17 protein-coding genes are annotated in these 19,305 nt (G+C 48.9%); 4 read left to right on the top strand and 13 right to left on the bottom strand.

The window, feature by feature from the left end:
- Window positions 1–22: 22 nt before the first annotated feature.
- Complete coding sequence (locus B5M13_RS19775) at window positions 23–742, bottom strand: membrane or secreted protein (RefSeq protein ID WP_080057303.1); 720 nt, start codon at window positions 740–742, stop codon at window positions 23–25.
- A gap of 168 nt (window positions 743–910) precedes the next feature.
- Here B5M13_RS19775 and B5M13_RS19780 point away from each other — a divergent pair, with 168 nt between their 5' ends.
- The 3 genes from B5M13_RS19780 (at window position 911) to B5M13_RS19790 (ending at window position 5,076) form a co-directional block, all read left to right on the top strand.
- On the top strand, window positions 911–1,471 hold the full coding sequence (locus B5M13_RS19780) for a hypothetical protein (RefSeq protein ID WP_080057304.1): 561 nt from the start codon (window positions 911–913) through the stop codon (window positions 1,469–1,471).
- Window positions 1,472–1,519: 48 nt separating this feature from the next.
- Window positions 1,520–2,209, top strand: a complete 690-nt coding sequence (locus B5M13_RS19785; protein WP_080057305.1) for a hypothetical protein — start codon at window positions 1,520–1,522, stop codon at window positions 2,207–2,209.
- Between the two features lie 146 nt (window positions 2,210–2,355).
- Window positions 2,356–5,076 (top strand): VWA domain-containing protein, encoded by a 2,721-nt coding sequence (locus tag B5M13_RS19790; protein ID WP_080059998.1) that lies wholly within the window; start codon window positions 2,356–2,358, stop codon window positions 5,074–5,076.
- Window positions 5,077–5,152: 76 nt separating this feature from the next.
- Here the strand turns inward: B5M13_RS19790 and B5M13_RS19795 are convergent, their stop codons facing one another.
- From B5M13_RS19795 to B5M13_RS19845, 11 genes are all read right to left on the bottom strand, one after another.
- A complete protein-coding gene (locus tag B5M13_RS19795) occupies window positions 5,153–6,457 on the bottom strand; it encodes an enolase C-terminal domain-like protein (RefSeq protein WP_080057306.1) in 1,305 nt (434 codons plus the stop codon).
- Between the two features lie 28 nt (window positions 6,458–6,485).
- Complete coding sequence (locus B5M13_RS19800) at window positions 6,486–7,598, bottom strand: mannonate dehydratase (RefSeq protein ID WP_080057307.1); 1,113 nt, start codon at window positions 7,596–7,598, stop codon at window positions 6,486–6,488.
- Between the two features lie 27 nt (window positions 7,599–7,625).
- Window positions 7,626–8,486 carry a 2-hydroxy-3-oxopropionate reductase gene (locus B5M13_RS19805; RefSeq protein WP_080057308.1) on the bottom strand — a complete coding sequence of 287 codons (861 nt, stop codon included), beginning with the start codon at window positions 8,484–8,486 and terminating at the stop codon, window positions 7,626–7,628.
- A gap of 89 nt (window positions 8,487–8,575) precedes the next feature.
- Window positions 8,576–10,021 (bottom strand): GntP family permease, encoded by a 1,446-nt coding sequence (locus B5M13_RS19810; protein WP_080057309.1) that lies wholly within the window; start codon window positions 10,019–10,021, stop codon window positions 8,576–8,578.
- Window positions 10,022–10,109: 88 nt separating this feature from the next.
- Entirely contained in the window at window positions 10,110–10,883 is a 774-nt protein-coding gene (locus tag B5M13_RS19815; RefSeq protein ID WP_080059999.1) for an HpcH/HpaI aldolase family protein, read from the bottom strand.
- A gap of 143 nt (window positions 10,884–11,026) precedes the next feature.
- On the bottom strand, window positions 11,027–11,698 hold the full coding sequence (gene porG / locus B5M13_RS19820) for a type IX secretion system protein PorG (RefSeq protein WP_080057310.1): 672 nt from the start codon (window positions 11,696–11,698) through the stop codon (window positions 11,027–11,029).
- 4 nt (window positions 11,699–11,702) lie between these two features.
- Complete coding sequence (locus tag B5M13_RS19825) at window positions 11,703–12,689, bottom strand: hypothetical protein (protein ID WP_080060000.1); 987 nt, start codon at window positions 12,687–12,689, stop codon at window positions 11,703–11,705.
- A gap of 175 nt (window positions 12,690–12,864) precedes the next feature.
- Window positions 12,865–13,743, bottom strand: a complete 879-nt coding sequence (locus tag B5M13_RS19830; protein WP_080057311.1) for an NAD kinase — start codon at window positions 13,741–13,743, stop codon at window positions 12,865–12,867.
- A gap of 87 nt (window positions 13,744–13,830) precedes the next feature.
- Entirely contained in the window at window positions 13,831–14,499 is a 669-nt protein-coding gene (locus B5M13_RS19835) for a CBS domain-containing protein (RefSeq protein ID WP_080057312.1), read from the bottom strand.
- A gap of 134 nt (window positions 14,500–14,633) precedes the next feature.
- Window positions 14,634–15,410: an alpha/beta fold hydrolase gene (locus B5M13_RS19840; protein WP_080057313.1), complete on the bottom strand. Its 777-nt coding sequence runs from the start codon at window positions 15,408–15,410 to the stop codon at window positions 14,634–14,636.
- Window positions 15,394–16,023 (bottom strand): anthranilate synthase component II, encoded by a 630-nt coding sequence (locus tag B5M13_RS19845; RefSeq protein WP_080057314.1) that lies wholly within the window; start codon window positions 16,021–16,023, stop codon window positions 15,394–15,396. Before B5M13_RS19845 ends, B5M13_RS19840 begins: the two co-directional genes overlap by 17 nt.
- A gap of 220 nt (window positions 16,024–16,243) precedes the next feature.
- Here B5M13_RS19845 and B5M13_RS19850 point away from each other — a divergent pair, with 220 nt between their 5' ends.
- The gene (locus B5M13_RS19850) at window positions 16,244–17,542 is read left to right on the top strand and encodes a protoporphyrinogen/coproporphyrinogen oxidase (RefSeq protein WP_080057315.1); all 1,299 of its coding nucleotides are present in this window, start codon (window positions 16,244–16,246) and stop codon (window positions 17,540–17,542) included.
- Between the two features lie 77 nt (window positions 17,543–17,619).
- Here the strand turns inward: B5M13_RS19850 and B5M13_RS19855 are convergent, their stop codons facing one another.
- A complete protein-coding gene (locus B5M13_RS19855; RefSeq protein ID WP_080057316.1) occupies window positions 17,620–19,251 on the bottom strand; it encodes a carboxylesterase/lipase family protein in 1,632 nt (543 codons plus the stop codon).
- Window positions 19,252–19,305: the final 54 nt, after the last annotated feature.

A 19,305-nucleotide genomic window follows, 5' to 3' on the forward strand; every position in this document is an offset into this window, starting at 1 on the left:
CATCTATCACCATAAAATTCCATTATTTCTCACGAGTCCAAATTTCATTCACAGCGCCACCCGTTGAACTTTGACCGCTATGATGCCATTCGTCCTGATCGACAGCGGCTTTAAACGTGAGCGATCGGCCAACGCGGCTATTATCCCGGGAAAAGAAATCAATCGTTTCGGTGTAAATTCCTGACTTCAGCACGTAGGTACCACCTCCAGTTCCAGAAAACTGTTTCGTCTGCGGATTAATGGCTACCCACTGAAATCGGCTACCCGTCAGTAATTTTATGGTTTTACGCGGCCCACGCTGCATCGTCGTCATCTGTCCCGCATCGTTGGCCCGTCCTGTTATTCGCCAAAGTCCGGTAAGTGGTGTCGATAATTCACTCAGTTGGGTAAACACCCGATTGCCGCCAGGGCTAGTCATCGTCAATTGCCCTTTGCTGATCGTTACGGGATAGGTTTCGGTTTGACCCACCCGGCTACTATCCTGTGTGTCGAACTCAACCATCAGGCTTAACTGATTACCCTCCTGCCGAAAGGCCCCTCCACGCGTACTGACAAATCGATTGGGTTCGTAAGTTGTCTGAATCAGGTAGTTATCAGCCATCGTAAGCATTACAATCGTACCTGAAGGTTCTGTCAGTCGCCAGGCGCCCTCCAGTTTACTTTTTTGTAGTGGTCTGAATGCAACTGTCAGACTACTAATAAGTCCAAGGAATACGATAAGTTGTTGTTTTTGTAAGTGCATAGTTTGCTGGCATTTAGTGTCGATCCTCTAATAAAGAGGCAAAGGCCCAATACACTACTCACGACATTCGTGGTTGATTATGGCAGCAAATGGGCGGATTATTATCCCAAAGCCACTGGTTATTGATTCTGACTGGATTTCCGCCCGCACTCCCTTCAATTTTGGACCATGAAAACACGAATCAGGTTCAATCAGACCGTCTTTATAGCACTTCTTCAATTCGTTCTGCTATCGACAAACGCCCTGGCCCATACAACGCCTAACGAATCGGCGGATGCCCGACAAGCGGTTGTGAGCTTCCTACATTGGTACAAGGCCAACATGCTATCGATCAGCAGAATTTACCTGGTCGATCAGAAGCCCGGCAAACCCTACGCTGTCAATTTTAAACATACCGAGCGCTACCTTTCATCTTTAAAAAGTAGCCAGTTACTCACCGATAGCTATCTGGCCGAATGGCGAACATACTTTAAGCAACGGCAGGAAGGGTTTCAGCTTTCGCCCCAAAACGAAGGTCCTCCAACCGGTTTCGAATACGATCTGGTGATGCTAAGCCAGGATGTTGACGCGCAAATGGACTCACTGAAAACGCTGAAAATCCGCTCCGTAAAAGTCAATGGCAATCGGGCAACGGTAAAATTTTTCCTGCTGGACGATTATGAGTTCCGACTCATAAAGACCAACAATCGCTGGTTGATCAACGAAATTCTCAACCTAAGCGCGGAATAAGCGGTGTTTCAGCCAGGCCAGCAAAGCGCCTAAAACGAACAAGAGAACATGGAACGGTTTCTAACGATATTGATTACGAGCCTTTGCCTTGCTCCGCTGTTCTTTCTGGCGGGTGCGTGGATGGTCTGGGGAACACACAGGAGTGGTAACTCCGACGATAGTATAGCGGCTGGCTATAGCGGTCTTTTTATCGGTACGGGAGCCGCTATTGCCGCCTTTATCCTGGCAGCTTTCCTGACAAATCATCTGATTGGCAAAGGGTATCTGCGACCGATTCAGCTTGCCGATGGTGTTATGCTCATTGGCTGGCTGATCGCCTGGCTCTTGTATGCCGACACGCAGCCCTGGGCGTTAAACTACGCTGACCACAACGCCGTTCTGGATATTGAAGTACGTGCCGACAGTTCTCTGTTAGACGGCGAGCCCATTGACCAGGTAGTGGGAATTCGATTTGCCGAATCAGGGTTAAGCTATTATCAGACTGAGCAGATTCGTCGGGAAGGCGATATGGTTATCCTACCCTGGTTTACGTATCTCCACCGCGTTGCCGACTGGAGTGTTCTGGTCGACGTAGGGCAATCGGAAAACCTGTTTCAGATGGACTTACCTAAACGACCAACTCAATCAACAGAATGGTCGGCCTGGATACTACCCGTTAAACAACCTGAACATCCGGCGCTTTCAGGACTGAGCATACGGTATCGGTTCCGGCTTGTTCCTTATGGACAGGACCCCTAGTAACCAGTCAGCGCGGGTTTCCACCCATGTTACCGGAGCAATCCTACTTATTTAGTCCATATACTCAACGTTTTACGTTTCACACCATCAATACAGCGTACTTCGTACGATGCTGTCAGACTGGCGTATCGGTCATCTTTTGGTTTATGCAGACCTATATTTGTTTGTTTCTCCTCTTTTCCGCTGCCTTTGCCACGGGTCAGTCTCTGCGTGAAACCCCACAGCAGGCTCTGAACCAGTATGTAGCTTTTCTGAATCAATCGGTCGATGAAGTAGCGGATCGTTTTCAACGCATACAAGGGTATCATGCCAGCATGGTAGCAAATCAATCGCATGGGTTCCCGAGGATGTCGCCCTCAGGCACTCTGGAAGCGTATTATTATAAGAAAGCCATTGCCAGCGAAGCCCTTACGGACGCCGAGAAACAACGGTTGAAGGCCAGTGCTCAATCGCTCTGGAAACTACTGAACAAGATCGATCAGACGGCCAAAACACTGGAAACTTACGACCGACTGAAAGATTATCAGCGCGATAATTTCAGACAAGCGCATAGTCTGATTGCCGATTTCCAGAGCCAGACAACACAATTCAGCCAGAGCAAAGATTCGCTCTATAAACAGATTCAGCGGGTTTATCGACGCTACCAGCCGTATCGTGCTACCGATGCATACCTCTATACGGAGAAAGAAATGGAACAGGTATTGCTCAGCCAGCAGACATTACTCGATTCGTTATCGTATTGCCTGAACGAGAAAAATCCATCGCACTGGCCCGTTGAATTGGTACAGCAAAGTATTCTGGCCGATGAAAAGCTATTGACTGGCCTGGGCGAAGCGAAGAGTCATATCGCCTATCCAGCTTCCGATATGATCGGGTCGTTTCAGGCAGGTCTTCGGTCGCTTCAGACTTTGAAAAAGCAGGCTGTCGACGATTATAATTTTGCGGCCCGGCAATCGGTTCGTCACGACAATGACTTTTACAAATCATACCTGAATTACTACAACAACGACCTCGTAAGCTGGTATCAGCAGTTCGTCAATTATAGTAAGTCGGCCATTCATTTGCTGGATTATCCGAAATACAGTCCGGTTTTTGTGATCGATGCCCCCACCGTAACGTCGAAACAAACGAACACAACACCTTTTCGGGATGTTCAGCCTCTTGCTTTTACAGTCAAACCAGCTCCCGCACCTGCCTCTGCAGCCACGTTTAGCGCGCTGAACGCTTATGTCGACTTTATCAACGAAGGATTGCGACAGATGAATCATATGCAGATACTGGTTCGGAATTACCAGTCATCGGCCGAGTATTACCGCGACCCATCCCGCACTAGCCGCCGAAGTCAGTTGACGTACAGGCACGACGATTTTAAAGTCCCGGTATCCGAACACCAACTGCTCCAGATCAACAGCCAGCAGATTCCCACAACGTATCGAACCTCAATCAACGGTCAGGCGGATGTGCTGCTGGCGATCCTGAACGAAATGGATGCGCTGAGTATTGACCTGATCAATTATACCAGCAATCGGCAATACGAGCAGGATCATCTGAAACGATCGGACGAAATTCTGGATCGATACGCTTACCTGTTCAACGTATTCGACAAGAAAAAAGAGCGACTATATCAGGACGTTCGGCGCATTCACGAAAGTTACCCCTTGAAAAAGCCCAACGATCCCTGGAATGTGTCAGGTAGAGCCATGCTGCAGTTGATGGATTTGAACAAAGACGTATTAGTTGGCGTAAAAGCGTACCTAGAGGGCGAAACATCTCAGCTACCTGCTACCGAAGCCGTTCAGGCCGAAGCCCGCAACCTGATTATCAATGAATTTAAAAACCTGAAAGGCTTACAGCGATTAGGTCGCAACAATGGTCTGTGCCCTTACACGCCCTATGAAGACCTCACCGAGAATTCGCTTAAACTGGCAGAAATGGCGCAGCGGCCATCGACCAAATCGGCTTCCAACACGTACGAATCGTTTTATTACTTCTATAATAACCAGTTGGTATATGCCTACAACCAGTTTAGCGAACTGGCTAAAGTTGATGTACTGAAAACCATAAATCAACCCAACCTTCTGGCTTTCCGTCGGGCAACTGCATCCGTTAAGCCCGCTGAACCAGCCCCTAAAACCGCTCCCGAAATAACCCAAAACGGAATTGATCAGGTCAAGACGACAACGACTACGCCCTTGAGCAGCCCAACCGCATCCGTAGGAAAAACAGTCGTCAAGCACGATACGGTCTATATCAACACAACAAAAGTGGACACGGTTTTCGTAGATCGGACAGGGCAACCGGGCCTAGTCAATTCACTGGAAGGATTTGCGACAAACAACATGGTGCTGCTTGTTGATGTGTCGGGCTCTATGGATTCGCCCTATAAACTGCCTTTATTGAAAACGGCTATCAAGTCGCTCCTGAAAGTTATTCGTCCCGAAGATCAGATTTCCATTGTGGTGTATTCCGGGAAGGCGCGGGTAGCATTGAAACCGACCTCGGGAGCAAATGCCGATGAAATTGCCCGTACGATTGATCAACTCCAGTCGGATGGCGATACCGATGGAAACAAAGGCATTCAGTTAGCGTATAAAGTTGCCGACAAGAATTACGTGCGGGCGGGTAATAATCGCATCATTTTAGCTACCGACGGCGAATTCCCCGTTAGCGAAGAGGTCTATCAACTCGTCCGGGACGCCAGCAATCAGGACGTTTACCTAACGATCTTTACGTTTGGCAAGAATGAGCTTACTGGAAAAAATCTCAAAAAATTAGCGCAGGCCGGTAAGGGTAGCTATACACACATCACCCGCGAGAACGCAAATCTCCAGCTAATTGTCGAGGCTCAGGCCAAAAAAGCCCGCTGATGCAATAAGTTGATCAGTCGTTTTACTCCCAACCCCTAAAGGCTAATCTTACAGGAGACTGAGGGTGACTCGCCTTTCACCACCTGACGGATTGAAAGGTCCAGCCGGGCTGCACTTTCTGCATTTCGATTTCGTCATCCCGTTTGGTCAGACCACAGGATAGGTAATTCTGATGCAGTTTAGCCAGTGCCGCACGGTCTAGTTCAACACCTAATCCGGGGCCTTCCGGTACGGCTACACTACCTTCCTCGAATCGGATACGACCGCCCATAATCACCTCGTCCGATTGCCAGGGATAATGCGTATCAAGTGCGTAAGGAACTTTAGGCAGAGCCGCTCCCAGGTGCACCATAGCCGCCAGGGAAATACCGAGATGGCTATTGGAATGCATCGACAAGCCCCGACCGAAGGTTTCGCAAATGGACGAGAGCATCATGGACGACCGAAGTCCACCCCAGAAATGGTGATCGCTCAGGATAATATCCTCAGAGCCAATCGCAATACTGTTCGGAATATCCTCAAACGAGGTGGTGCACATGTTCGTTGCCAACGGCGTTTTCAGGGCTTTTCGCACCTCAGCCATATTAGCCTGCCCCCGCGTTGGATCTTCCAGGTATTCCAGGATGGGCTCCATCATCCGGCCGTATTTTATGGATGTTTCAACGGTCCAGATCGCATTCGGATCAACCCGCAACGGAACATTGGGTCCGAAAGCTTCGTACAAGGCAAACATCGCATCGACCTCCTGCTGGGGTTCAAATACGCCACCTTTCAATTTGATCGACTGAAAACCAAACTCAGCACACATGGCTTTAGCCTGGGCGACAATACCCGCCGGATCAAGAGCCGCAGCCTGCCGGGCAGCCTCCCAACCCTGTGCCGATGGGTCGAGCCCAAACCCGAATTCGCCCCCTGCCCCTTCATACTTGTAAAACAGATAGGCTGAAAACGGAACCCGATCCCGCAGTTTGCCACCCAGCAGATCAACCACCGGCCGATTGGTTACTTTGCCGATTATGTCGAGACAGGCTACTTCGATAGCACTGAAAATGTGCACGAGCTTTCGCTGATCCCAGGGGGTTTCGCCCCGCTGTGCGGTTGTTTCGGTACCAAACCGACTGACCAAAGCCTGACGGATTTCGGCCAGTTGGAATACATCTTTACCAATCAGTAGATCGCAGGAATCGGCCAGAGCGGCATCAATGTCTTTATTGCCCGGTATTTCGCTGATACCGGAAATACCATCGTCTGTAACCAGCTCGACAATGGTTCGCAATGCATAGGGCGCGTGAAGGCCAGCGGCATTTAACAGTGGCGGATCGACGATGGCAATGGGAGTAATCTGAATGTCTTTAATTCGGGGGCCTGTTTGATAGGGCATAGGAAGAGTTATATCCTGTCAGAAAAAATTACATATCATCAGCTACGGTCTGAATCAATCCTTTGATGTAGCCATAACAGAAAGCAAACGCCTGTAAACTACTGGCCGGATCGGCATGTATAGGCACATGGTCGGGCATGACCATACCCGAATACCCAACATCGCGTAACGCCCTGACAACGTGCAGGAAATTCATATCGCCATTATCGGGATACACTTCCTGAAAGTTGTTCCAGCCCCCTTTAATGTTCCGCAAATGCACATTGAAGATTTGATTTCGCTCGCCTACCCATTTGATGATCGGGATAATCTCATTTTTCGGATCGTTCAGGCCTTCGGCGATGGACCCAATGCAGAAATTAAAGCCGTGGTATTCACTATCGTACAGTTTGGCAAACCGCTGGATACCTTCAAATACGTTCGGACTGTTCCAGCGGGTAATACCACGGTAGCCTGCGGGCGTAGGTGGGTCGGCAATGTGATTGGCCAGCTTTACTTTATACTGTTTTGCTACGGGCAGAAGTCGATCCAACAGATACGTGATGCGCTCGAACATTTGTTCAATCGATACATCTCCGGCTATGGTTTTTGGGTCGTTTCGGTTGAGGGCGGCTTCGTAATTCCAGGTACTGTACTCCGCATTACCCCGCTTCGGATCGAGGGTTTTACCCGTTCGTAATACAGGCAGGATCGTTGTGTTATAATTCAGCACCTTGATACCCGTTTTACCTGCTACTTCAATCATCTGCTGCAAAATCTCGATTTCCCGATCTCGTTCAGGGCTTTTACCAAGCATGATATTCGGATATTGGGCGCGGTCGATACCCGACGATTCGAGTGGAAAATGGTAGGCGTCTAGGCTAATGCCGTATTTTTCGCAAGCTTCTTTTTTTATCAGTGAATCCGCCAGGTCCCACCCTTTACCCGGAATCGTTTTTGGGGCTCCCCCATCCAGATTATAAACGCCATGCCGGGCCTTAAATTCCAGATTCTCCTTCGTGGTGCCTCCTGATTGACAACCCACTTTCATCAACACCTTCTTCGGTTTTCGTAGCGACTCAGCCTGTGCTGATTTAGAGACCAATGCTGCCGGGCTCACCGCTCCTACGGTCATAACCCGAATAAAATGCTGACGATTCATGGTCGATTAAAGGATGGGAAAGTAGTTCTATTCTTCCAGCAACAATAGCAACGAACTATGGTCCAGTTCACTATTACCCTGATTGACGGCATTTTCCATCTGTTCAGCGACCAGGGCAGTTCCTTTCAGCGGCACCGAAAACTCCTCGCCCGTTTGCAACGCGATGCCCATGTCTTTTTTATGCAGCTTGACTTTGAACCCCGGCTTAAAATTCCGGTCGATCATACGTTTACCGTGTAAGTCGAGAATGCGGCTTTGAGCAAAGCCCCCCAACAGCACCTCTCGCATTTTTTCGAGATTAACCCCCGCTTTCGACGCCAGTGCAAACGCTTCTGCTACGGCCTGAATCGTAATACCTACAATCATCTGATTACAAGCTTTGGTAGTTTGTCCTGCGCCAGGCTCGCCAATATGAACGATGTTTTTGCCCATCGCCTGAAACAGCGGCAACGCCCGATTAAAAGCCGATTCACTCCCACCTACCATAATGGATAACGAAGCCGACTCTGCCCCCACCTGACCACCCGAAACGGGCGCATCCAGTGCCTCTACCCCTTTAGCCTGCATGGATTGATAAATCCCGCGAGCGGTAACCGGTGCAATGGTCGACATATCGATAAACAAAGCACCCGATTGAATACCCGCCAGCACCCCTTCCGGTCCATTTACCACCTGATCGACATCGGGCGAATCGGGCAACATCGTGATAATAACATCGGACTGCTCAGCCAATGCTTTACTCGTCGGATACGTCTGTGCTCCAGCGGCCACCAAATCCGGAGCAGCTTTACTCTGGCTCAAAACCGATACCGGATACCCGGCTTCTACTAAATTCAGGGCCATCGGTTTGCCCATAATGCCCAGTCCAATAAATCCTATTTTTTCCATAATAAACGAGCGAAAGAGTGAATGAGTGAAAGAGCGAATTATCAACGAAAGCTCTTTCCCGCTCTTTCGCTCATTCGCTCTTTCACTCTTTAAACTAGCGGAAACAGTTGTGCAGCAATCATAATAACAACAAGACCTGTCAGGCCCATGACGACCAACAGTGGTGAAATTGTTTTTAAGGCTTCCTGCTCGGTGAGGTTGCTAAGTTTGCAGACGATCCAGAATCCTGCATCGTTCATCCAGGGCACTAGTTTGGAGCCGCATCCAATGGCTAAACCCAGGTATAGCGGATGAAAGCCCAGACTGGCATTGCTAGCCATACCCGACAGAATACCCGAAGCCGTAATTAAAGCCACCGTTGCCGACCCCTGCGCCGTTCTGACAACAGCCGCAATAAAGAAGGCCATCGGAATCAGCGCCATTTGATAGTCCTTAGTCATATCGGCAATGCGGGCGCTAATACCCGTTTGTTGTAACATTCCCCCGAAGGCTCCCCCAGCTGCCGTGATCAGGATAATACCTCCCCCACTCATCAGCGCTGCCTGCACAAAGGGAGTCAGCCCTTCTTTACTTCCCTTCTTTTGTCGGGCCAATACCAGCAGAGCAGCAATTCCTCCCGAAACTACTGCGATATTTTTATCGCCAAAGAATTTGATCAGGCTTATCAACTTCAGCAGAAACGGTGAATCGGTGAATGGAACGCCCGGTGTGGCCATGGCCGTGAGGGCGGTATCGGCACAGATAAAAACGAGTGGAATAAGAACGGGTAGCAGCGACACCCCTAGGCCAGGCAGTTGCTTATCTTCTTTAGCAGCAATGGCTTTAATATCTTCCAGCCGGGCATCCATCGCATCACGCAGCGGAGTGGGCCATTTTTTATTAGCCCATAGGGCGAAAAAATAGCCGCTCGTGATGGTCATCAAGCCAACAATAGTTCCCCCAATCATCATCATACCAATTGGAATGTGCATTTCACCGACCAGAAACAAAGGCCCTGGCGCTGGCGGCACCAATGAGTTGGCCATCGCTGCTCCAGCCATGATACAAAGCACCAGCAGCAGGTAGTTTTTACCAATTCGCAAAGTCATAGCCTTAGCCAGTGGCATCATCAGGAAGATGACCGTGTCAAAAAATACGGGGATGCCGATAAAGAAACTACTTATCAAAAAGGCAATGGGCGCCCGTTCAACACCTGTGATTCGAAGCATTGATCGAATAATTCGTTCGGCGGCTCCGCTTTCGAGCATACATTTGCCAATAATAGCGGCCATGGCAATCAGTATTCCGATTTTACCACAGGTAACGCCGAACTCAGTGGCTATACGTTCGCCAATATTTTTTTTCGCCAGGGCTGCTGCAGCGACCGGAGCAGTCCCTTTGGTAATGGCAAACTGTTCAATAGCCGACGCTGGCGTCATCAACGCAACCACAAAAGCTCCTAATAACAAGGCTAAAAAAGGATGGAGTTTCAGACCGATGATTCCACCAACCACGATTACAACACCAACAGCTAAGATCAATAAAGGGTCCGTCATTCAGAAAGTGTTTAGGAATGGTGGGTTTTACGGAGGGCTGACACCTAATTGCTTTCGCATCAGGCCTCTATAAACAGACTATCATAAACTATTTATAAATCGACCGAAACGAATCCAGCTTTTTGGCCAGATTTCGGGCACCGTCGGCCACAAACGTAGCGTCGGCTCCGCAGGCAATCAGTCGGATACCTAAATCATGATAGCGTTGGTAGTCGTCGGGATTAAAGAAGAGAATACCGGTGGCTTTACCCACTTTCTGGGCAGCATCGACCGTAGCTTTGACAGCTTCTATAAAACGAGGATGATTGAACTGACCGAAGATTCCTAACTCCATCGACAGATCGGCCGGGCCAATAAACAATACATCTACCCCGTCGATAGCGGCTACTTCGTCAAGGTGATTCAGCACCTCAACCGTTTCAATCTGAACGATACCCAGAATGGTTTCCTGCGCCTGGTGGTAGTACTGGTCAAATTGTTGTGCAAATCCCGTTGCCCGGACCATTTTGGCTACGCCCCGGCTCCCGAAAGGTGGGTAGTGCAAGCCACTTACGACTTTTCGGGCATCGTCTGGATTACTTATTTTAGGGCACATGATTCCTTCAGCGCCCATGTCCAGTACTCGATGAATTCGCTGGCTTTCGGCGCTTTCAACACGCACTATAGCTCCTGCCGATGTATGCTCAAGTGCCTGTAATTGATACAGAACATCTTTTTCCGAACCAGCGCCATGTTCCAAATCGATTAGTACCCAGTCGAATCCCGCCTGCCCGACTATCTCCGCAGTCAGAGAACTACCCAGATTCAACCAACATCCGTTCAGTGTTTCTCCCTGGCGAAGTCGTTTCTTCAAATCTTTCATATACACGAAAGGCATTGGAAATGAAGCTTTACTATTCATTTCCGCAGATTCGTCCCCGAAGCCGATCAGAAAATGGGGTTACAGCAGATGTACGACAGAAAAGATAGCCACACTAGTCCTGGCATGTAGGCAATATGGGGCCTCTAGGGGCAAACGATTTTATAAAACGTATAGCTAACTGTAATTGCCGTGTAGGTATAACTATCCGTAAGAGACGGATTACCTTGTGTTGTTTTTGTAGTCGCCTTCCCAAAAGTCAGGTCTCCCAGCGCATCCAGATAATCGTTTCTGGTAAATCGGGTTCCAAATTCCAGGCCTATACTCCATGGGCGCTTGATTTCATATTTAACCCCAACTCCCAATGGGTAGGTCATTACTCCTCCCACACGAATAACGTCGTTATTAAATTTACACACACCGATTCCACCGAACACATAAGGAGTCCAGTTTTTTGCCTTAGGTGCGGGTTTATAGTTGAGGAAATTATATTCTACATCCAGAAACAATTCGTTAATATTCGTATTAAACGAAAAATTACGGGCCTGTTGAAATGAATTGCTACTGTATCGATCTTCTCCCCGAAGCTTTCCGATAGCTCCACCGAACCGCAGTGAAAACGATCGGCTTACATTATACCGTAAAAATCCGCCTATGGCCGGGCTAATAAATCGCGGATTTAAAGCAGGTGTTACGTCACTTTTACAGAGCATTCCTCCCAGGCTTCCGCCTATTTCGAACTTCTGAGCCTGTGCAGTAAAACTGATAAAAAGCCCGACTAGTACCAGTCGGGCCGTATTTATGGCATATTGGAGCATAAATCTATTTAACCGGTGGGCACTTGATTTTACCCGGAATGACATATTGTATGGAGAAATGCGTCAGCACGTAGCCATCTCTAGGAATTTTCTCCGCCCCTCCCCCACGGGCAGATGTCGAGAAAAGCTCAGGATTGGTCTGCTGAAGTTGTTGTAGAGCCGGGTCACGCGATTGATTGACCCGAGCGGCATCTGGTTCATTGCGTCGGTCGGCCATGATCGATGCCAGCCCCTGTAAGGCATCAGGGTTAGCATAGGCATCACCTACATCGTCCAGGTAGTTGGTAAAGGTCATTCGATAGCTGATCTCAGCGCCAATATTAAAACTTTCATTGAGTTTAAACCGAGCCCCGAATCCGACCGGAATGGCTCCAGTTACCAAGGAATAAGGTTTCCGATACCCTGGCTGACCTTGCCCTTCGGTATGCAACGGCTGAAGTTTAACCCATGTACCCGGCGTGTACTGCTGGCTCGAACTGTAGCTCGCTGTTGGTGTCAGGGCTTCAGGGCTATGAGCTACCAATGCCAGACCCGCAAACAGATACGGAACAATCTTTGGCCTAACATCAGAATTACGCCCTTCAGGAATCAGATTATAGATACCCGTAACCGAAAACTCTTTTACGTCATTCCGAAAGTGGAGGTTCCGTACATATTGAAGCGCATATTTCTCTGGGTTACTCTTGCTAAAGGTGTAGTCATCACCCACCATTCGTGCCCATGTAAACATAGCGCGGGCAGCAAAACGGGGGGTAAAATAGCGCGTATAGCCTATACCTGCGTTCCAGCGAGGCAGCGTAAATAGTGATTTCCATGGAACACTGTACGGATTCAACTCCCCAAAATACGTAGACGTTCCGACACCAAGCGAAACAGCCGAATACGGTGCAAAATGCGGATTGGGCCGTCGCTGAGCCGAAGTTTCTGTAGTAAAGCCTACCAGCAAACACACTGCCGTAACGCCTGTTACCAACTGCCTGTAGTTAATCATAAGTTTCAAAATACATGAATCAACCGTGGCTGATCCCCATAAGCCAGCCATTTCGGAAACGGCCAGCCAGATACTTTTATTGGCATTCTACCGTAAAAATTATGCCACAAATGGCAATTCAGACGGCTAAAAAAAATAAAACTCGTTGTGTATCACCAATCGCCGGTTTGGTGCGTTAGTTACGAATATCCCAGCCCCAATTAAGTTTACTTCGAAGCGTATTTAGGAAATTATCATCCTTAAGCTTGACCAGTCTGGCCTTGAATGTTTCCTTCTGAAGACTGATCCGAACGGAGGTTTCTACGGTAAAGGAACGCGAATCCAGGGCGGCCAGAAAGTTCCCACTCCGACTTTCGACCTCAAAAGCTAACTGACAGGTGTCCATCACAATCATCGGTCGAACATTCAGATTGTGAGGGCTAATGGGCGTGATAATAAGGCTATCCGTATGGGGTAATAACACGGGGCCTCCGCAACTTAACGAGTAGCCCGTTGATCCCGATGGTGTCGATACAATCAATCCATCGGCCCAGTACGAATTCAGGAATTCACCATCCAGGTAGGTATGTACCGTAATCATCGACGATGTTTGGGTACGCGTAATTGTAAAGTCGTTCAGGCCGAAAGGTAAATTTCCGAATATATCCTGGCTCGATCGAACACTCACCAGTGTCCGTTCGTCGATGCTATATTGCTCATTGAAAAGGGCGTCGATCATCAATCGTACCGACGCCGGAGCTACCGTAGCCAGAAATCCCAATCGACCAATGTTAATACCGACAATGGGAATTTGTCGGGAACCCACATGGGTAACAGCATCCAGCAGTGTCCCATCGCCACCCAGGCTGAAAATAAAATCGGCATCGAGTACACCGCCTTCTTCAACTGTATAGGTTTCCTGGCTATAGTGCGCAACACCCGCATTATCCAGAAACTCACGATAGCCTCGAGAAATCACTACTTCGGCCTGACGTCGGGCCAATTCCTCAAACATGGACTGGATATAAGGCCGAGCCGATTCGGGAAAGTTGCGCCCGTGAATGGCGATTTTCATAAAAAGAGGTTTACAGTTTACAGTTTACGGAGGGCTTTCGCATAAGCTTGTCGTGGGTCAGCCCTTCGTAAACCATAAACCTCAAAACTATGTGTTCAAATAACGAAGCAACGAATCAAGACGCTCCTGGTCGATGCTTTCAACTGGAGCATTGGCAAAGGCAGCTTCGATCTGATAACCAAAGCGTTCGAGTGTTGAGATAACGGGCGCTATGTCACGCCGATTCAATTTCATGGTTAACCGGGAGCGGTCGGGCATGCCATAGGCTGCACTCGAAAAATAACTGCTGATAATTTTCACATTATTGGACTCGATCAGGCGGCTTATTTCCGACATGGAATAATCCCGTTCGTTGAGATTCAGGATTAATATAGCACCCACATCCTGCACACCTAGTTCCTGCGCAAATTGCTTGAGCAATTCATTGACCGAGATTGTACCAATAAACTCCCGTCCTTCGTTCAGAACAGCAATAATTTCCATCTGATGTTGAAGCACCAGACCCATAATTTCGAACAAATGCTGGTCTTCGAGCACATACATCTGCTCAAATAGCCGCATAACTGCCCCCACGGGTTGCTCGTCGTCGCCAGCATCCAGTAGTAATTCTTCACTTACGATGCCTCGGTACTCTCCCTCACTGGTTAGAGCAAGTTGCCCGACGCGATGTTCCTGCATCCAGTCCAACGCCCGCGCAACCGAATCGGTCGGTTTCAGGGCCGGAAGCATTGGGTCTATTAGTTCGGCAGCCAGCATATACGTTGCGTGTAGTGTTTTAACAGAAAACTGTTGCCAGAAAACTACAGAAAAACTTCCATAGTTCAAATTTTGATCGCTTGGCCTAACCCTTAATTAGGCAATCACCTCTTTTTTGTAAACCAACCAGGTACTTATTCGACTAATTCGCCCACGAAGTGCCGGGTAAGCCAGCTTTCCAGTAATTCGTTGAATCGGTCGGGGCACTCCATCATGGGTGCATGGCAACACTTATCAATAAAGTACAATTCAGAATGCTCAATCAGTCGGTTGAATTCATGACCGACCTCCGCTGGTGTGATCGTATCATTCAGCCCCCATACTAATAACGTTGGTACCTGAATTTTGTGTAAGTCCTTGCCTACATTGTTCCGCTGTGCCGACTTGGCAATGGCCACAATGCTCATACACTTGGGAATACTGCTCGTAATTTCAAAGACCTCGTCGATCAACTCTTTCGAAGCTACTTTCGGATCGTAGAACGTATAAGCCACCCGTTCGGCAATGTAATCGTAACTGCCCCGCTTCGGAAACGAGCCACCCATTCCATTCTCGAACAGACCCGAACTACCCGTCAGCACCAATCCACGGACCTGATCAGGATTTTTGAAGGTGTATAAAATAGCCAGGTGCCCTCCTAACGAATTGCCCAGCAACGTCATATTATGCAGATCTTTTTGGGCTACAAATTTTTCGATGAAGGTCACCAGCCCTTCCAGACTGGCCTGACGAAGCGGCATTTCATAGATAGGCAACAAGGGAATAACGATGCGATAACGCCCTGAAAACGTAGTAATTACACTATCCCAGTTACTAAGAGCGCCAAACAGGCCGTGCAAGAGCAGCAATACGTCGCCCTCTCCTTCATCAACATAGCGAAAACCGGCTTCTTCTTTAATAGTATAGCTCATTGTACTGGCTGGTTAGGGATGTGATAAAATCTGTTTTTCTATGGTTAACTGTTATATAGTCAGTCCAGTTTTTGATAAGTTGTAACCCATTCTGGGTTAAAGCCGCTTCGGGGTGAAACTGGATTCCCCAAATGGGTAACGCACAATGTCGTATCGCCATCACCTCATCCTGGTCGGTAATAGCGGTTTTAATCAGGGCTTCCGGCATATTGGTTAAGACGAGTGAGTGGTACCGAGTCACATCAAACGTTTCGGGCAAACCTTGCCAAAGCACATCCTCCGTGATTGTTCGAATCGTCGATACCTTACCATGCATCGGTCGTTGGGCAGGTATTAACTCAGCACCGAAGTATTGACCGATAGCCTGATGCCCCAAACAAACCCCTAACATAGGAACTCGCCGATGATAATAATGAACAACATTCATCAACGAGCCCGACTGATAGGGCGACCCCGGTCCGGGCGATAGCACGACTGCATCAACCGAACTTCCTGTCAGCCGCTCCCACGAGTCATTGTTTCGAACAACGCGACATACGGCTCCTGCCTGTTGGAGGTAATCAACCAGCATGTAAGTGAACGAATCGAAATTATCAACAACCAATAGATTCATGTGGTTATAACCCAGGAAGCTGCCGCAAAATTAACGTTTTCTAAAAAAAAGCAAGAACCGTTGAATAATAGCATTTGATTATCAGAATGTTATCTTTTCATTAAATTTAAAATGTGCAATTTTTATTAAAAAAGTACCAGAACAGAATGGCACATTTTCTATTAGACACGTCCAACCCATCAACTTTGACCGTTATTTTAGCGCTAAATACGATTCTACTATGTCAATTGATTCGTCAGATACTGAATCGCCTGTTATTATTGTTGGTGCCGGTATTGCAGGGCTGACCTGTGCGGTTTATTTAAAACAAGTCGGCATCCATGCACTCGTACTGGAAGCGAGCGATGGTGTTGGCGGACGCATACGCACCGATCTGGTCGATGGGTTTCAACTGGACAGAGGATTTCAGATACTGCTGACAGCCTATCCCGAAGCGCAACGGTTGCTCAATTATTCGGCGCTCAATCTTCAGCCGTTCCGGTCGGGAGCACTTATTCATGATCAGGGGCAGTGGCTCACCCTGATCAATCCACTACAGGAACCAACGGCTGTCTTTCAAACGCTGGCTTCGTCTGTCGGCACAATGGGCGATAAAGTGCGTATTGCCGAACTGATGCGTCGGACACAAGGGCTATCAACGGATGAAGTATTTCAACAGAAGCCCAGCACTACCCAGTCGTTTTTACAGGAGTTTGGCTTTTCTGAACAGATCATCGAACGGTTTTTTCGGCCATTTTTTGGTGGGGTATTTCTGGAAGACGCCCTTTCGACCTCAAGCAATTTTTTCGAGTTCTGTTTCCATATGTTTTTCAAGGGCGAAGCTGCCGTTCCGGCCAGGGGTATGGGTGCCATCGCGGCCCAACTCGCCGAACGGCTAATGCCCGGACAAATCTGGCTGAATACGTCTGTTGATCAGGTTGACGGGAATACTGTTCGGCTAGCTAATGGTAAAACGCTGACGGCTAAAGCAATTGTACTAGCTGTCGATGGCGCTCAGGCGGCAGTGCTACGCAGCCAGTTAGTGAGAGAGAATAGTCATCCTATCCCGCCGGGTTTCAATCAGACGATCTGTACCTATTTTTCGGCGCCTAAATCGCCAGCCTCAGCAAAAGGCCAAAAGCTTCTGATGCTGAATACCCAGCGTAAGTCAGTTGTACATCATATTGCCGTTTTGAGTGATGTAGCCCCTGCTTATGCGCCTGGTGGGCAAAGTCTTATTTCGGTAAGCACACAAGGGGTAACCAATGTAGACCCTGCTCTCTTAACTAGTCAGATTCAGCAGGAATTAGGTGATTGGTTTGGCAATGAAGTACAACAGTGGAACCCTATACGAACTTATACGATCCCTCACGCTTTACCGACCTACAATCCCGAACAGGCCGGTGAGAATGCCCTTCGTCAACCCCTTCAACTGACCAACTCTGTGTATCAGTGTGGCGATCAGACAGCCTACCCATCCCTTAATGCTGCCATGCAGACGGGTCGGGAAGTGGCCGAGATGATTATACGTCAACAGTAGATAGTGTGTTCTATAATAAACAGACTGCCCCGAAAACCTGGTGTTTTCGGGGCAGTCTGTTTACAGCAATTGTCGTTCTACTGCTTCATGCTCAGTTGATCCAGCAGTACATAACGAGCCCGATTTTTCTCGGTTTCGCCCTGGGTATTCACATCAATATGCATCACCGGAACATTTTTATCACCTGTCACCGGTGCCCATTTCGGTAAACCAGGGCCGTTTGGATTGCCGGTTTTGATAAAGTTGGCAAAGTAGTTCTGCATCACTTCCGACACCTTGTAATCGTCGGGTGTCCAGGCATACACTTTGTTGCTGGCCAGATTGCCCATTGCATACTCGATTTCAGCCGAGTGAACAGCTCCACGAGCGGGAGGCATTTTCATAGCCGCAGCATCCCCGCCTTTTACAACACCACCAGCCAGACCGGGAGCGGCATCACCCATAGCTGCCGTCATGGCTGGGCGTGGGCGAGCGTACATGTACCGATACACGGCTTTGCCACCACCGGTTTTAGCCTGAATGTCGGACCAGCGCCAGGTACTGTAGCCAATAAAACGGTCACTGGCCAGATCGGTAGCCGCCTGTACCACTTGGTCGTCGGTGCTGGCAGGGTATACCTTCAATACCTCGTCGGCTTGCTCCTTATAGAGCTTTTTGACGGCATTCACGTAATTCTCCACCGTTGGTTTTTCCTGGCCCAACAGAGCCCGGTAGTTCATTTCCTCGGAGTTCCAGCCTACCAATAGCGGTACATGTGCCTGCTCCCCAGCTGCGTACAGATCGGCTGGTGCCTTCGGGAAGAAATATCCGTCGATAGCCGATGTAAACCAGGGCACACCGGGTTTAGCCGTTGCTTCCAGCAGTTTTTCTGCCGACATCGCCCGTAATTCGGCTAATGAGTTAGCCCCTGCACCCGTCGCAAATTTCACACCCATTTCTTCGGCCGCCGATAAAGTCGATGGCGGTAAGGTACCAAGCAGCGAGCCGCTTTCTCCAATAGCACCGGCAATGAGGTTTTTCGACAGCGGGGATACCATCTGGGCACTTACAGATACCGAACCGGCCGACTCACCCGCAATGGTTACTTTCTTTGGATCGCCACCGAATGCAGCAATGTTTTGCTGTACCCAGCGTAAGGCCGCCGTCTGGTCGAGGTAGCCGTAATTGCTGGATGCGTGGTGGGGCGATTCTTTGGTCAGTTCGGGATGGGCCATAAAACCGAAAACACCCAATCGGTAATTTACCGTAAGGGCTACGATTCCTTTCTTAGCCATGCTTTCTCCATCATATCGAGCCTCCGAACCATCGCCAGCGACGAAGCCTCCCCCGTAGAAATACACCAGCACAGGCAGTTTTTCGTTCGATGACTTAGCGGGTGTCCATACGTTCAGATACAGACAGTCTTCGCTCATACCGTCAGACCGGAAGCCCATATCGCCAAAAATAGCGCGTTGCATGGCCCGTGGTCCAAAATGATCGGCTTTCCGTACACCCTGCCAGTTTTTAACAGGCTGGGGCTCTTTCCAGCGCAGGTCACCAACCGGAGGCTGGGCAAACGGAATGCCTTTAAACGCCCGAATACCGCTGGCTTCGGTGACCCCCTCTACCATACCATTTGCCGTCTTGACCTGCGGGCCAGCCGTCGACTGCGCAACAGCCTGATACGCCAGTTGGGCCGTCAGGAGCGAAAGCACAAAAAAGGTTTTCATTTGAAGTTAATTAAGGATTCTATTTATTATTGTAACAATTTGTTACAATAATAA

The organism is Spirosoma aerolatum, assembly GCF_002056795.1.
GTDB classification, from domain to species: Bacteria; Bacteroidota; Bacteroidia; order Cytophagales; family Spirosomataceae; genus Spirosoma; species Spirosoma aerolatum.